Raw genomic sequence first — 14,720 nt, forward strand, 5'->3', positions numbered from 1 at the left:
AAACGAGTCTGAACGATTGTTTTGGAAAAACTCTAAAACCGTGGCCACTTTTACTTGACCACTACACAGGGATGCGCTTTAGCGTGTCAGAGAAGGGTTCCCAGTCGCCTCTGGGCATTAATTTCCTGGCTAGCAACTTGTGACTAAGAGGCTGGCGATCAGCTAAAGATAGACACCTTCTTTGGCGTGGCTCTGTGTTTGTCTGACCGCTTATCGCTGACTGCTATTTTCTTAACCTCGTTTAGGTATTAATTGCGATAGCAGGAAGAAGGCAGCCGCCACCACCACTACCGAAGGTCCGGCTGGGGTGTCGTGGCTTACCGATAACTGCAAGCCGCCAACCACGGCGGCCATGCCCAAACCGCTCGCATACAAAGCCATTTGCTCAGGTGTCCGGCTAAAACGCCGAGCGGTCGCGGCTGGAATAATCAACAGCGAGGTAATAATCAAGGCGCCAACAAACTTCATGGCCACCGCAATCAACACACTGATCATCATCAGCAGTAACAACTTGAGCGCCTCGACCCGAATTCCCTCTACGCGCGCCAACTCTTCGCTGACTGTAATCGACAACAACTGGCTCCAGTAATGGCGTAATATCAGCAATAGCACAAGACCGCCGCCGTAAATCCAGTACAAATCGACCAACTGGATTGCCAATAAGTCACCGAATAGATACGCCATTAAATCCACGCGTACATTATCCATAAAGGCCAATGCGACTAACCCTAACGACAGCGAGGTATGCGCCAAAATTCCCAGCAAGGTATCGGTAGCCAGCCAACTAGAGCGCTGCAAAGCCGCCAATAAAATGCCCAAGCACAAACAGGCCACCAATACCGCCAACGTTAAATCAATTTGTAGCAGCAAGCCAAAAGCCACACCCAGTAAGGATGAGTGTGCCAGAGTATCGCCAAAATAGGCCATGCGTCGCCACACCACAAAGCTGCCCAGCGGTCCCGCCAAAATGGCAATGCCAAGGCCGGCCAATAGCGCATACAATAAAAAACTATCCCACATGACGTACGTCTCCGTGATGCTCATCGTCACAGTCATGATGATGGGTATATACCGCCAGCTGCGCCAACTCGGGCCGACCAAACAACCGGGCAAACTCAGGATGGCGCGCCACAGTTTCAGGCTCGCCGTGACAACAGATATGCTTGTTTAAACAAATCACCCTGTGGGTGCTTGCCATTACAAGATGCAAGTCGTGGGAGACCATTAACACCCCGCACTGCAGTTCGTCACTTAGCTGTTTAATTAAGGCATATAACTCGGTTTGTCCGTGTACGTCCACCCCTTGAGCGGGCTCGTCGAGGATCAGCAATTCAGGGCTCATCATTAAGGCTCGAGCGAGTAAGATGCGCTGCATTTCACCACCGGATAACGCCTGCATAGCGCGATCAGCTAAGCGCTCGGCGCCTACTTTGGCCAAGGCGTGTGCGACCGTAACTCGGCGACCATGAGACAAGCTCATAAAACGCGCCACGGTTAAGGGCAGCACCGAGTCTAAATGCAATTTCTGTGGTACATAACCAATGCGCAAACCGGGCTTAAGCCATAGCTTTCCCGTATGCCCTTCATTAAGGCGTAACACTAATTTTATTAATGAACTTTTACCGGCTCCGTTTGGACCAACAATGGTGAGGATTTCCCCTCGATGTAGAGTCAGTGAAATGCGCTCAAGAATGACATTATTCTCAATACTCAGCCCCACATCGGTCAATTCAACCAGTTTAGTCATTCAATTTACGCCTTTACATTTCAATTTGTAATATTATAACATCACTTATCAACTAAACTCTATTGCCCATCAGGATCTAGTGCCTAATGAAAGCTCTATTATTACTACTCGTCCCTTTGCTGCTCAGCAGCCAAGCTCGCGCCATAGAGGTATTAACCTCGGTCAAACCTTTGCAGCTGATTGCCAGTGCGATTACCGAGGGCGGACCGGCTCCTAAACTACTGCTGTCACCGGGCAGCTCGCCTCATGATTATGCTTTGCGTCCATCCGATGTACGTCGCGTTAACAATGCCGATTTGGTGCTGTGGGTTGGCCCAGAGCTGGAAGTATTTTTAGCCTCCTTGCTCGAGCAGCATCCCAACAGCCTGGCATTGATGACGCAAATCGACACAGACGGTCATCACCCGCAGTCAGGCCACGAGCAGCATTCTGACCATTCTAACTATGCAGACCATACAGACCATGCAGACCATGCAGACCATGCAGACCATGCAGACCATGCAGACCATGCAGACCATGCAGACCATGCAGACCATGCAGACCATGCAGACCATGCAGACCATGCAGACCATGATGATCATTCACATAGCAGTCATGACAAGCATGATACCGATAATATATCGCTCGAAAGCGACGATGATGGTCACGGTCACCATCACGGAGAACAGGATACTCATATCTGGCTGGATCCCCACCATGCCGAAACCATTGCCCGTCTGCTGGCCGAGCGCCTGATTCAACTAGACCCTGACAATGCTGACCGATATCAGCACAATCTTACCGCCTTTCAAGCAGGCTTGGCCCAGGCTGATCAGCAAGTCGCCGCCAAGCTGGCTCCTGCCGCCGGCATCGGATATTTCGTATTTCACGATGCTTATGGGTACTGGGAGCGCCATTATCAGCTACCTTCGCTTGGCCATTTTACCGTGAATCCTGCCCGGGCTCCTGGAGCCAAAACCGTGGCACACATCCATCAGGCACTGCGCCAGTCTCAAGCCGAGTGTGTGTTTGCCGAGCCGCAGTTTAAGCCGGCCGTGGTGGAGGCCGTGATGCGTAATACTCAAGCTCGCATTGGCATATTGGATCCATTAGCCGCCGATATTGAACCCGGTCCGCTCAGCTATTTTGCTTTTATGCATCAATTGGCAGACGCCATGACCACTTGCTTACTCAATGAACACTAAAGCTTTATAATTAAATCCGATATAATAGTGAACTTTGTTGCTCTAAATTGTTCAAACAAGCTTAATACTAAGCGTGGCCATGCTCAAGGCGTGCTGTTTGGTAATAAATATTAACCGCTTTATTACCTTTGGGTCTATGCCTTGGTAAATAAAGCGGTTTTTGCATTCATAATTTTAGTCTCCGACAGCCATAGGTAACCCGGATGAATCTTCTCCGCCCTGTACAATCTAAATTACATAATTTACCCGCTCAATTACCCAAGCGGCATCTATACGGGATGGTGTTGCTCAGCACGCTGACGCTAACTGTCACTATTATGTTGCCCTCAACCAAGAATTTGTTGGAACAGCCGGCTAGTATTAGCATTCCAAACAGTCTGAACTTGCCGCAAAATCATGCAAAGACTAAGGTTAATAATACTGAGTTTTATAGTTTGCCCAACGACGACTTAGGCCCAGTTGAGTCGGCAGATGCATTAGATGATATTGCCGCTAGCGAACCTGAGTGGCAGCAATACAATGTTCAAAATGGCGACACCTTAAGCACCATTTTTAATGGTCTTGGGCTGCCGCTAGCGACCATGTATAAATTATTGGATGCGGATAAAGAGAAAATACTCGACGGGCTCAAACCAGGCCAAGTTTTATCCCTACTGATCGATCCCGACAATCTGTTGCTAGAATTCAAGATCAAACAAGACTTACTACACACGCGCATTTTTACCCGCAGCGGTAACAGCTACGACAGTCAAATTAAGACCGAGACCAGTAATTGGGAAAACCGTGCTCTAAGCGGTGTGATTAAGGGCAGTTTTTATCTTAGCGCCCGTGATGCAGGCTTATCAGCTAACCAAATTCAACGTATCGCTAATCTTTTTCAATGGCGGCTCAACTTTGCCCGCGATTTGCGTCAAGGCGACAGCTTTAAGGTGTTGGTACAGCGTGAATTCGTTAAGGGAAAAAGCACCGGCAAGTCTGAACTCCAAGCCGTGGAGCTGACCAATAAAGGTCACACCTTTTACGCCTTTCGCCATGAAGACGGCAAGTTTTATGACAATAAAGGCCAGAGTTTAGAGCGGGGCTTTATGCGTATTCCACTAGAGCGTTCATCGCGTATTAGCTCGACGTATAACTTAAACCGTAAACACCCCATTACCGGTCGCGTTCGCCCGCACAAGGGCACCGATTTTGCGGTTCCTACTGGCACCGCTGTGCTCGCCCCCAGTGACGGAGTAGTCGTTAAGTCGGTTTATCACGCGCTGGCAGGTAACTATTTAGTGATCCGCCATGGTCGCCAGTACACCACTCGTTTTCTACATTTAAGTAAGTTTTTAGTAAAAGAAGGTGACACGGTACGCCGTGGGCAACGTATTGCGTTATCAGGTAATACCGGCCGCTCTACTGGGCCGCATTTGCATTACGAATTTCATGTGAACAACAGAGCCGTAGATGCCATGCAGGTTAAGTTACCGATGGCAGAAGGATTAGGCGGTGAAGAAAAGCGTTCTTTCTTGGCCACTATCGCCAAATATCAGCAAGAATTAGCGGGTTGAAACATGAATGTGAAGGGTGAAGGGAGAAGAATAACCCCGAGTCTGAAGGTGCAGAGTTTTACTCCTCAAACCTCACCACTGACTCCTCACATGATTCAATAAAAAAAGCGCCTCTCGGCGCTTTTTTTATGCATGACTCTTATATATCACCGATATCACTTAGCGTGATATGGACGAGATAAGCGGTGCACCGACTCAATAAAGGCGCCCGCATGCTCAGGATCCACATCTAAGTGAATACCATGGCCTAAGTTAAAGACATGACCGGGACCTTCGCCAAAGCTTTCTAAAATGGTCGCTACTTCCTGCTCGATGCGAGGAATAGGTGCATACAACATAGAAGGGTCCATGTTGCCTTGCAGAGCCACTTTATCGCCTACGCGACGTTTAGCATCGGCCATATCGATGGTCCAGTCCAGCCCAATACCATCACAACCGGTGGCGGCTATTGATTCTAACCACTGACCACCATTTTTGGTGAACAAGGTCACTGGCACATGGCGGCCATCGTTTTCACGGGTCAGACCATCGACAATTTTCGCCATATACTGTAGTGAAAACTCATTGTAATCACGGGTACTTAAGATGCCGCCCCAAGTATCGAAGATCATCAACGACTGGGCACCGGCCGCAATTTGCGCGTTCAAATAACTGGTCACGCTGTCCGCCAGCTTATCCAACAGCAAGTGCATCGCTTTAGGATCGGCAAACATCATGCCCTTAGTTTTCATAAACGTCTTAGAACCACTGCCTTCCACCATATAAGTGGCCAGCGTCCAAGGGCTACCAGAAAAACCAATCAACGGTACTTCGCCTTTTAGCTCGCGACGAATGGTGCGTACCGCATTCATTACGTACTGCAGTTCGCCTTCTGGGTCGGGAATTCCCAGCTTTTGCACATCGGCCATGCAAGTAATGGGACGCTTAAACTTAGGGCCTTCACCAGTTTCAAAGTACAGACCTAATCCCATGGCATCAGGAATAGTCAGAATATCAGAAAATAGAATGGCGGCATCTAACGGAAAACGACGCAACGGCTGCAGCGTTACCTCACAGGCCAACTCAGCGTTTTTGCACAGTGACATAAAATCACCCGCTTCGGCACGCGTCGCTTTATATTCAGGTAAATAACGGCCTGCTTGGCGCATCATCCATACAGGGGTGTAATCTACTGGCTGGCGAGCAAGCGCACGTAAGTAACGATCATTCTTGAGTGTATTCATCAACCTCGATTCCAAAACAGGTGGCAAATTGGTGACATTATAACATCAGATGTCGTAAAGCCCCAATCTGCCATAAACAACAATTTTAATAGCTTAGAAAAAAGGCAATATACTTGCATGTATCTAAAGTTACAGACTTTTTTAATGCTGACAGCTATGCTTAATAGCGAGCCAACGCTCAAGTTATGCGCAACGCTATTGACCAGAGCAATGATTTTCCTTAATGATGGTAGTCACTACCTGCTCAGGTCATCCCAAGGAGGGAATCATGCTTAGGAAAATGGAACAAACCAAAGCTCAGTTGGCCGGAAAACACCAAGCACTAGATACATTTATCGATGCTCGCCAAAATTTGCTGGTGGAATATATTCGTTTGTCGACCAACGCAAAAACACTGCCCACGCCCAAAGAACTGTCCGACTTTTGCTCTCAGTTGGTCGACTATGTTAGTGCGGCACACTTTGAAATATACGATTATGTAATGGCGGCCTATGAAGCAGCACGCGGCAACGGCCGCACCTTGGCCGAGCGTATTTACCCACGCCTTAAGAAAGGTACGGTACAAGCGCTGGATTTTCATGACAAATACGCCCAAGCAGATGAAGATGCGCTGCTAGAGCTGGATCGCGATTTAAGCCAGCTCGGTGAGATGTTAGAAGAACGATTTAACCTTGAAGACCGGTTGGTTTTTGCCGTATCACTGCTAAACCACCTGAATACCAGTGAACCGGCCTAATTAAGGAGTGCTGACATGGCTGAACGCAGAGTATTTACCCGCATTGGTTTTAGCTCTCCAGCTTGGCTTGTGGGGGCTGACGGCCATCAATATCACACCGAGGTACAAGATATTTCATTGCATGGGGTTCTGGTGTCCGTCACCGAGCCTTGGTCTGCACAAAACGGCGACATCATTGAACTGCGGCTATCGTTAGATGGGCACGATCAAAATATTATGATGCGCACGCAACAACGTTATCACCAGCCAGGTTTTATTGGCCTGGAATGCCAGCAGTTAGACATTAACAGCGCCAGCCACTTACGCCGATTGGTGGAGCTTAATCTTGGGGACGAAACCTTACTGCAGCGCCAATTTGAAGAGCTAATAGGTGACTGAGAAAGCGTAAGGAGTTTCGTTGGGGCGACTTGTTTTGGGTAAGAGCGGTAACCCAAAACTGTGATTCGGCCGAAAAGAGGTAGAATGAATTCGATCTACCATTGGTTATATCTCAAATTTATCGCTCTTTCTTTTAAAGCGCTCAGCACTGACTTTTCTTTAACTGACAGCTTATAGCTGACGGCTTCTTTATAATGCTTCTAGTGCCTCTTCTAGTTTTTTAACGGCGATCACTTCCATGCCCGGCGGTGCCTGCTTGGGTCGATTAGCCCAAGGTATAATGGCTCGAGTAAAGCCATGTTTGGCGGCTTCCATTAAGCGTTCCTGCCCAGAGGGTACTGGCCGAATTTCTCCCGACAAGCCAACCTCACCAAATACCACCAACTCTTGGGGCAAGGGCTTATCACGAAAGCTTGATACTAACGCCAATAGCAACGCTAAGTCGGCACTGGTGTCCTCCACTCGTACCCCGCCGACCACGTTCACAAACACATCCTGGTCTGCCATTTGCAAACCACCGTGGCGATGCAAAACCGCTAATAACATGGATAAGCGATTTTGCTCCAGCCCCACCGTCACTCGCCGCGGGTTACCCAATTGGGAGTAATCCACCAACGCCTGCAATTCAACTAATAACGGTCGGGTGCCTTCCCAAATAACCATGACTACCGAGCCAGTCGTTTGCTCCTCGCCTCGGCTCAAGAAAATAGCCGATGGATTGCTCACTTCTTTAAGGCCAGTTTCAGTCATAGCAAATACGCCGAGCTCGTTAACGGCGCCAAAGCGGTTTTTATGACTGCGTAGCATACGAAAACGGCTGTCATTAGCGCCATCAAGCATAATAGAACAGTCAATGCAGTGCTCTAATACCTTGGGTCCGGCCAGCGCACCGTCTTTGGTCACATGCCCAACCATTAGCATGACCACCCCTTGCTGCTTAGCAAAACGCGTCAACTGTGCCGCGGCTTCTCGCACCTGACTGACCGTACCTGGGGATGATTGTATTTCAGCAACGTGCATCACTTGAATAGAGTCAATGACCACAACTGCAGGCTTTTCTTCTCGTGCTATATGACAAATTTGCTCAACGCTGGTTTCAGACAGCATGCGCAGCTGATTTCTTGGCAACCCGAGTCGCTGAGCACGCATCGCCACCTGTTGTAGTGACTCTTCGCCTGTCACATAAAGCGTTTTCATACGACTGGCCAGTCCACACATCACCTGTAATAACAGCGTACTCTTGCCCGCGCCTGGGCTGCCGCCAATTAAAATGGCCGATCCTGTCACCATGCCGCCGCCTAATACGCGATCCAACTCAGTAAATCCGCTGTTAATGCGCGGCAGCTCCGTTAACGCGACGTCATCGAGTGTTTGCACCTTATTGTCTTGAGTGCCCGCATAGCCTACAAAGCGGCTATTACGACTAGAGGCGGAGGCTGTGGCCGGTGCCAATCGAATTTCGGTGACGGTATTCCACTCTTTACATTCCGAACACTGCCCCTGCCAGCGGGGAAACTCGGCACCGCATTCTCCACAAACAAATGCCGTTTTAGACTTGGCCATGCATATTCACTCATTTAATAACGAGCTGCTATACTGGACCAAGTTTTTCACCCACTCAACCCCAAGCTAGGCCAAGATGGATCTCAGCCCATATAAGACGTTACTCAATAAGTTAGTACCGCTTAGTTACCATAATGACATTGACAGTTTGCTAGATAGCCTACTGCCCGAAGCAGACAAAGATACTCGTTATCGATTGCAGGCTGAGCTGAGTCGTCTAACCAGCCCGTGCCTGCGCGTGCTCGATTTACGCAGCCTGTTCCCTGACAAATGCCAGTTAGTACGCCATCAGGGATTAGATCACATGATGCCCGAGCCACTAGCGCGACGCTTTCACACCCTGCTCAAAGATTTTAATGGCGAATATTCTCGCGGCTTATACGAAGTGCTGCTGGCCGAACTTGCCGCTCTGCGAAAGTTGCCAGCTCAGTTTAACAACACTTCTTGGCATCTACCTGCGCTGGGCTTGCAGCGTAAAGAAAGCCGATTGCGCTTCGTGACACCAGTTGTGCTTCATCTTGATAATGGCAAATCATTACAGGGGAACAGTCTGGATATCTCTCCAGCAGGCTTGTTAGTACAACTGGCCGATGCCGTTCGTCTACCTGAGCAGATAGCTATATCGTTTCCGGAGCTGGCCAAACAACCCAACATGGTCAGCTTGGCCTCGCCACGACGCTATAGTCTCAAGCAAGACTCTGATGATTTAAGCCGCTTGAAGATGCAGCGTCTAGAAGACGCACCGGACTGGCAACAGGCGTTGAGTGAATTTATCGAACAAAACCGCCCTCGCTACGGTCTGGATGCAGAAGATTTATACACAACGGTCAAAACTCAGTGCTGGGGACAAGTTCTTTTGGAGACAAGCCTTAGCCTGTCGTTGTTTTTTGATGAGCAGGGCGAGCTACAACATATACTAACTAACCGTTACAGTAGTAAAACTCTGGCTCCCTGGCAACAAAAGCAGCCTGGCGACCTGCTAACCACATTATTATCGCCCGAACGCATTCTGCAGATGAGCCAGCAACCATTATCGACTACGCTGCTATATAGCTTTCGTCGGCAGGGTAAGCATCTGCCTTATTACTTTGTAGCCAGCCAGCACGAACTAGCGCAGCAGAAAGCCTTTGCTGTCTTTATCAATGAAGGATTAAAGGCTGGTACCCTGCTGTGTTATTACGTCAGTATTCGTCCACTGCATTATGCAGACCAAGCCGTAAATGCGTTAGATCTGCAAGGCATACGTCAGTTAAATCAGCTGAAATGGCAGCTCTGGCTAACGCCACTTTCGATCCCCATTGCGCCGATTGCTGCCGAGCTAAATATTCAGCAACTCGAGCCCTTTATTCGGCCACTGCGCCAGCAAACTCCCACCATCACCCCCTTAGGAAAACAGGCATCCAAACGCCAAGAAACCCGTTTTAAGCTACAGAGTGCGTTAGAATTAACCGTCGCAGGCAAAACTATTAGCGGCCATAGCGAAGACTTGTCGAGCAGGGGTATCAAGGTGTTGCTGACGGAATCGCTTCGTCTTGAAGTTCCTTGCCTAATCTCCGTGCACTTGACCGAACTCAATAAGCGCAGTCCGCGCTCGCGACTAAAAAATCTTCCTTATCGAGTGGTTAATATCAGTGGGGACGGAAAAATATTGCACTTGCGCATTGAAGGGGCAGAAGAAACTCATGCGGCTTATCTGTTTTTGACCGCACTGTTCGAGCAGAATCAGAGTAAGCTTCGCGCTAGACACGAGGCCCATCATACGCCGGCATGGTTAACTTGGCTGAGTCGCCAGACATTACAACAACCATCCTCGCCCACGTTTTTATTGGCCCGTAACGAATCTGGTTTCTACCTGCAAGGCGCCATTTCCTGCCCTGCTCAACAATCATTAATGTCGTTTTTATCTAATGAACACCAGCAGGCTCATTTAAGCCGTTTGGTGTCCCGCCAGCTCTTACAGTCAACGTTTACTCAGCTGCTGCGCCCCGACGGCCGAGATCATCATTATCTTGAGATATGGACGGCGAGTGCGGCAGGTAACAGCGGCCAAAGCTGGTTATTAGTGGATCCCGATGCTAATCGCCGTGCCTTTTTACAAGACTCTCGCCACAGCAAGGACTTACGAGTTAGCTTAGTAATTATCAACCGCTTACAACTGCGCCAACTCGATTATATGGTGCCAGAGTGGGAAAAACTGACTCAAACTTCGCTTTATAAAGCTCAGCAGCTAGAGCAACAGATTGCCGAGCTTTCTGTGTTGAGTCAGGTATTTGATATTACAGAGATGGTACTGTGCCAGCTGCCGGTTAAGGAGCCTGCAACAAACCAAGTACCCCTTCCAAGCTCAGCTGATTAAAGCATACTGGAGCTTGCTCTTGTACTAAGGGCTTGGCATGCAATGCGATGCCTAACCCTGCTTGGGCAAGCATCAGTAAATCGTTGGCACCATCACCAATGGCCACTGTTTGGCTTGGCTCAATATTAAAGTGCTCGGCCAGCTCGAGTAAGATGCGCGCTTTTGCTTCTGCATCTACAATATTGCCTAGAACTTCACCGCTAAAGCGGCCATCTTTAATTTCTAGCGTATTAGCAAAATCCGCATCTAGCGCAAGAATATGTCGCAAGTGGCCGGTAAACGGTGTAAATCCGCCGGACGCCAGCGCAACTTTCCAGCCCATGGCTTTTAAGCCTTCGACTAAGGTAATTAATCCTGGCATCAGTGGCATGTTGGCAATCACTTGATCAATAATCGCGGCATCGGCTCCAGCTAATGCCTTGACTCGACGGCGCAAGCTTTCAGAAAAGGGCAAGGCACCTTCCATCGCGGCACGGGTAACGGCCGCAACCTCTTCGCCCACACCGGCCAAACGCGCAATTTCATCGATGCACTCTATTTGAATAGCAGTCGAGTCCATATCCATCAGCACCAAACCCGGTTTGTTAGCATCAGGCAAAGCAGGTACACACGCGAAATCCCAGCCGTTGGCAACCTGTTGTAACTGTTGTTTAAGTTCTAATGACCAGTCTGACAAACGTAAACTCAATACATCACGATCGGCGACTCGCTTCACGCCTGCGACTTCGACTGCGATGCCAGCAGCGTCCAATACCTGCAAACTTTGTTGTACTGCAGATTTATTTAAATGCTCGGCTAGCAGCACTAAATGCCCTTTAATCGCACTTAAATGCCCACAACTCAGTTGCCCTGACTGCCAAAGGCAAGATTTTCCAGACAATATATCCGCCCAATCAGCTACCTGCTCGGGTAAATCATTCATTAACAGTGTCACTTGCTCTTCCTATGGTCACAAAAGCCAATGCTCAGGGTAGCGTATTGCTTTTTAATCAGGCAAGAGACAATATTAGCCACTATGTGGAAAAAACACTTTACTCGACCTCGGCTCCTACTGTGGCTCGCCTTGTTACTGCTGGTATTACTCACCGGCTGGCAATGGTTGCAAGTCACGCAACTGGGCCATCACTGGCGGCAGTTTCCTCAACGCACGCTAGCCACCCCCTTAGCAGATTATGCCGAGCAACAAGCGGTGCGCGCCTTGCTGACAGAAGATGAAGCACTAGGCTATTTGCTCGTCACTGAGCTTGCCAACGCCCGCCTTATCAGCTCAGCCCAGCTGTATGAAGATAGCGGCCACTTATTAGCCGAGTCGGCTGCGCTAACAGACGAAGGCCGCATCGAGCCAACATTGCCCTATGTTCGCCCGTTATATCAAGAGGGTGAGCCTATCGGGTTTTTACGCCTGCAGCTGGCCAATAACCCCATTGCTGTTGCACAGCGTAATATCTGGCAGCAGCTGGAATACTATTTAGGTTGGTTACTTCCTTTGTGCCTACTGCTAGGTCTGTTGCTGGGATTAGGTTTACAGCACTGGCGACAGCACCGACAAAAAACGATAAAGAGTGAATAGTGATGCGTCAAATACCGAATGTCTGGGTACGATGCCCCTCACTCTTTACACTGCTCTTCGCACAATAAATTTCAGTCTTCCAGCAATACCGATTCCAGAGCTACTTCTATCATGTCGTTGAAGGTGTTTTGCCGCTCATCTGCCGTGAGTGCCTCTTTACGCAGAATATGATCCGACACTGTACAAATAGTCAGCGCCCGTGCGCCGTACTCAGCTGCCACGCCATATAAACCAGCCGCTTCCATCTCTACGCCCAGAATGCCGTATTGCTTCATTAACTCGAATAATTCCGGCTGCGGCGAATAAAATAAATCAGCTGAAAATAGATTACCTACTTTAACTGCCACCTTGCAGGCTTTGGCTGCTGCTACCGCATTACTTACCAGCTCAAAGTCGGCCAGTGCCGCCAGGTCATGGTCCTTAAAGCGCATGCGGTTTACTTTAGAATCGGTACTGGCACCAAGGCCTACCACCAGATCACGAAGCTGAACATCGTCGCGTACCGCGCCGCAGGATCCCACGCGGATCAATGTCTGCACACCAAACTCGGTGATTAATTCTTTGGCATAGATCGACACCGACGGAATGCCCATACCATGGCCCATGACCGACACCGCGCGCCCCTTATAAGTGCCAGTAAAGCCCAGCATATTGCGTACCTGATTAACCTGTTTAACGTTCGATAAAAAGGTATCGGCAATAAATTTCGCCCGCAAAGGATCGCCCGGCATCAGTATGGTATCGGCAAAATCACCGCGCTCGGCATTAATATGAGGAGTCGCCATCATTTTTTCCTGTATAGGATTTAAAAATAAATTCTTTCGCCACCGAATACACGGAACCCACAGAAAAAATTAAGCTGAGATAAGGTCGACAAAAAAACTTTTGCTTTTTAAGAACTAGCCTTGTAGCCAGCGATTACTTTCTTAAACGAAGATCTTCGCCAATTCTGCGAAGCTGGATGGTTTTAAGCTACTGCTTGCAGCTTTTTTCTAGCTCTTACCAATTAAATGTTTTTCAAATCTGCTCTCTCTTTCCGTGTTCTTCAGTGTATTCCGTGACAAAAAAAGCGCTTAATTTTAGTGCTATATCGTTCTCTTCACTCTTTACCCATTACCTTTTACTCGCTTAAAAACGAAGTGCCGTAATCCATGGGGCTGGTGCCAAAGTACTGAGCTAGGCTTTGGCCGATATCGGCGAAGGTATCGCGCTGACCTAAAGATCCGGCCGTTAAACCTGCACCGATGCACAATACCGGTACTTGTTCGCGGGTGTGCTCGGTACCGGGCCAGCTAGGATCGCAGCCGTGATCGGCGGTGAGGATCAGCAGATCGCTCGGTGCCAACTGAGCTAATAATTCAGGTAATCGTCGATCAAAGGCCTCTAACTCAGCTGCATAACCGGTAATATCGCGCCTATGGCCGAAACTGGAGTCGAAATCGACGAAGTTGGTCATGATCAGGGTGCTATCACCCGCGCGGGCGAGCTCAGCCAACGAAGCGTTAAACAAAGCATCCATACCGGTGGCTTTTACATTTTTTGTAATACCCGAGTGGGCATAAATATCGGCAATTTTACCAACCGACACTACTTGGCCTTGGCGCTCGGTCACTAATTTATCGAGCACGGTTGGTGCCGGTGGCTTAATGCTGTAGTCACGACGATTGCCGGTGCGGGTAAAGTCCGCTGGTGTTTCACCAACAAAGGGCCTCGCTATCACGCGCGCTATGTTGTACGGCATCAGTAATTCGCGAGCGACTTCACACACTTCATATAAGCGCTCTAGGCCAAAGTGCTGTTCATGGGCCGCAATCTGAAATACAGAGTCGGCGGAGGTATAGCAAATCGGCTGATTGGAACGCACATGCTCTTCGCCTAATTGCTCCAAGATAGTGGTGCCTGAGGCATGGCAGTTGCCTAAAATGCCCGATAATTTGGCTTGAGCAATGAGATCCGCCACTAAAGAAGCCGGAAAGCTATGTTCAGTGTCTAAAAAATAACCCCAATCGAACAATACCGGCACACCTGCCAGCTCCCAGTGGCCAGAAGGCGTGTCTTTGCCAGACGAAATTTCCTGCGCATGGCCATAACTACCAATAACGGTATCGGGCAAGCTCACGCCTGCGGCTAATTGCCCAGTGCTAGCAAGGTGTGCATGAAACAAGCCTAATTTGGCTAAATTAGGTAATAGCAAAGGGCCGGTTCTGCTCATAGGAAAACGTTTGTTGCTAGTACTACTCACGTCTCCATTAATAAGGTCCGCTCGGCCTTCGGCACAAGCCAAGGCAATGCTGCCGAGAGTATCGGCACCTTGATCGCCAAATTCGGCCGCATCCAGTGCACCGCCAATACCAAAAGAGTCGAGTACTAATACCACTGCACGTTTCATAAGCTTTCCTTGTGCGAGTTA

13 protein-coding genes are annotated in these 14,720 nt (G+C 49.1%); 6 read left to right on the forward strand and 7 right to left on the reverse strand.

Features of this window, described 5'->3' with window-relative positions:
* Positions 1-231: 231 nt before the first annotated feature.
* Entirely contained in the window at positions 232-1,020 is a 789-nt protein-coding gene (gene znuB / locus ACFQ1C_RS12045) for a zinc ABC transporter permease subunit ZnuB (RefSeq protein WP_379558864.1), read from the reverse strand.
* Positions 1,010-1,747 (reverse strand): zinc ABC transporter ATP-binding protein ZnuC, encoded by a 738-nt coding sequence (gene znuC / locus ACFQ1C_RS12050; RefSeq protein WP_379558865.1) that lies wholly within the window; start codon positions 1,745-1,747, stop codon positions 1,010-1,012. The genes znuB and znuC overlap by 11 nt, the downstream gene beginning before the upstream one ends.
* Before the next feature lie 86 nt (positions 1,748-1,833).
* Here znuC and znuA point away from each other — a divergent pair, with 86 nt between their 5' ends.
* Complete coding sequence (gene znuA, locus ACFQ1C_RS12055) at positions 1,834-2,931, forward strand: zinc ABC transporter substrate-binding protein ZnuA (RefSeq protein ID WP_379558866.1); 1,098 nt, start codon at positions 1,834-1,836, stop codon at positions 2,929-2,931.
* A gap of 203 nt (positions 2,932-3,134) precedes the next feature.
* Positions 3,135-4,484 (forward strand): murein DD-endopeptidase MepM, encoded by a 1,350-nt coding sequence (gene mepM, locus ACFQ1C_RS12060; RefSeq protein ID WP_379558867.1) that lies wholly within the window; start codon positions 3,135-3,137, stop codon positions 4,482-4,484.
* 155 nt (positions 4,485-4,639) lie between these two features.
* On the opposite strand, the gene hemE is transcribed toward mepM, so the two are convergent.
* On the reverse strand, positions 4,640-5,707 hold the full coding sequence (hemE, locus tag ACFQ1C_RS12065) for a uroporphyrinogen decarboxylase (RefSeq protein ID WP_379558868.1): 1,068 nt from the start codon (positions 5,705-5,707) through the stop codon (positions 4,640-4,642).
* Between the two features lie 268 nt (positions 5,708-5,975).
* On the opposite strand from hemE, the gene rsd reads away from it, so the two are divergent.
* Both rsd and ACFQ1C_RS12075 read left to right on the forward strand, forming a co-directional pair.
* Complete coding sequence (gene rsd / locus ACFQ1C_RS12070; RefSeq protein WP_379558869.1) at positions 5,976-6,443, forward strand: sigma D regulator; 468 nt, start codon at positions 5,976-5,978, stop codon at positions 6,441-6,443.
* A gap of 15 nt (positions 6,444-6,458) precedes the next feature.
* Positions 6,459-6,821, forward strand: coding sequence for a PilZ domain-containing protein (locus ACFQ1C_RS12075; protein ID WP_379558870.1), 363 nt, complete (start codon positions 6,459-6,461; stop codon positions 6,819-6,821).
* A gap of 189 nt (positions 6,822-7,010) precedes the next feature.
* Here the strand turns inward: ACFQ1C_RS12075 and radA are convergent, their stop codons facing one another.
* A complete protein-coding gene (radA, locus tag ACFQ1C_RS12080) occupies positions 7,011-8,384 on the reverse strand; it encodes a DNA repair protein RadA (RefSeq protein WP_379558871.1) in 1,374 nt (457 codons plus the stop codon).
* Between the two features lie 76 nt (positions 8,385-8,460).
* On the opposite strand from radA, the gene ACFQ1C_RS12085 reads away from it, so the two are divergent.
* The gene (locus ACFQ1C_RS12085; RefSeq protein WP_379558872.1) at positions 8,461-10,740 is read left to right on the forward strand and encodes a PilZ domain-containing protein; all 2,280 of its coding nucleotides are present in this window, start codon (positions 8,461-8,463) and stop codon (positions 10,738-10,740) included.
* Here ACFQ1C_RS12085 and serB read toward each other — a convergent pair.
* Positions 10,691-11,668: a phosphoserine phosphatase SerB gene (gene serB / locus ACFQ1C_RS12090; protein ID WP_379558898.1), complete on the reverse strand. Its 978-nt coding sequence runs from the start codon at positions 11,666-11,668 to the stop codon at positions 10,691-10,693. The two genes, ACFQ1C_RS12085 and serB, sit on opposite strands and share 50 nt — an antisense overlap.
* A gap of 87 nt (positions 11,669-11,755) precedes the next feature.
* Here serB and ACFQ1C_RS12095 point away from each other — a divergent pair, with 87 nt between their 5' ends.
* A complete protein-coding gene (locus ACFQ1C_RS12095) occupies positions 11,756-12,310 on the forward strand; it encodes a hypothetical protein (RefSeq protein WP_379558873.1) in 555 nt (184 codons plus the stop codon).
* Between the two features lie 71 nt (positions 12,311-12,381).
* Here the strand turns inward: ACFQ1C_RS12095 and deoD are convergent, their stop codons facing one another.
* Together deoD and ACFQ1C_RS12105 are read right to left on the reverse strand one after the other, a co-directional pair.
* Positions 12,382-13,095 (reverse strand): purine-nucleoside phosphorylase, encoded by a 714-nt coding sequence (gene deoD, locus ACFQ1C_RS12100; RefSeq protein WP_379558874.1) that lies wholly within the window; start codon positions 13,093-13,095, stop codon positions 12,382-12,384.
* 335 nt (positions 13,096-13,430) lie between these two features.
* Positions 13,431-14,699, reverse strand: a complete 1,269-nt coding sequence (locus ACFQ1C_RS12105) for a phosphopentomutase (RefSeq protein ID WP_379558875.1) — start codon at positions 14,697-14,699, stop codon at positions 13,431-13,433.
* Between the last annotated feature and the right edge of the window lie 21 nt (positions 14,700-14,720).

The organism is Oceanisphaera ostreae (assembly GCF_042676125.1).
Taxonomy (GTDB): domain Bacteria; phylum Pseudomonadota; class Gammaproteobacteria; order Enterobacterales; family Aeromonadaceae; genus Oceanimonas; species Oceanimonas ostreae.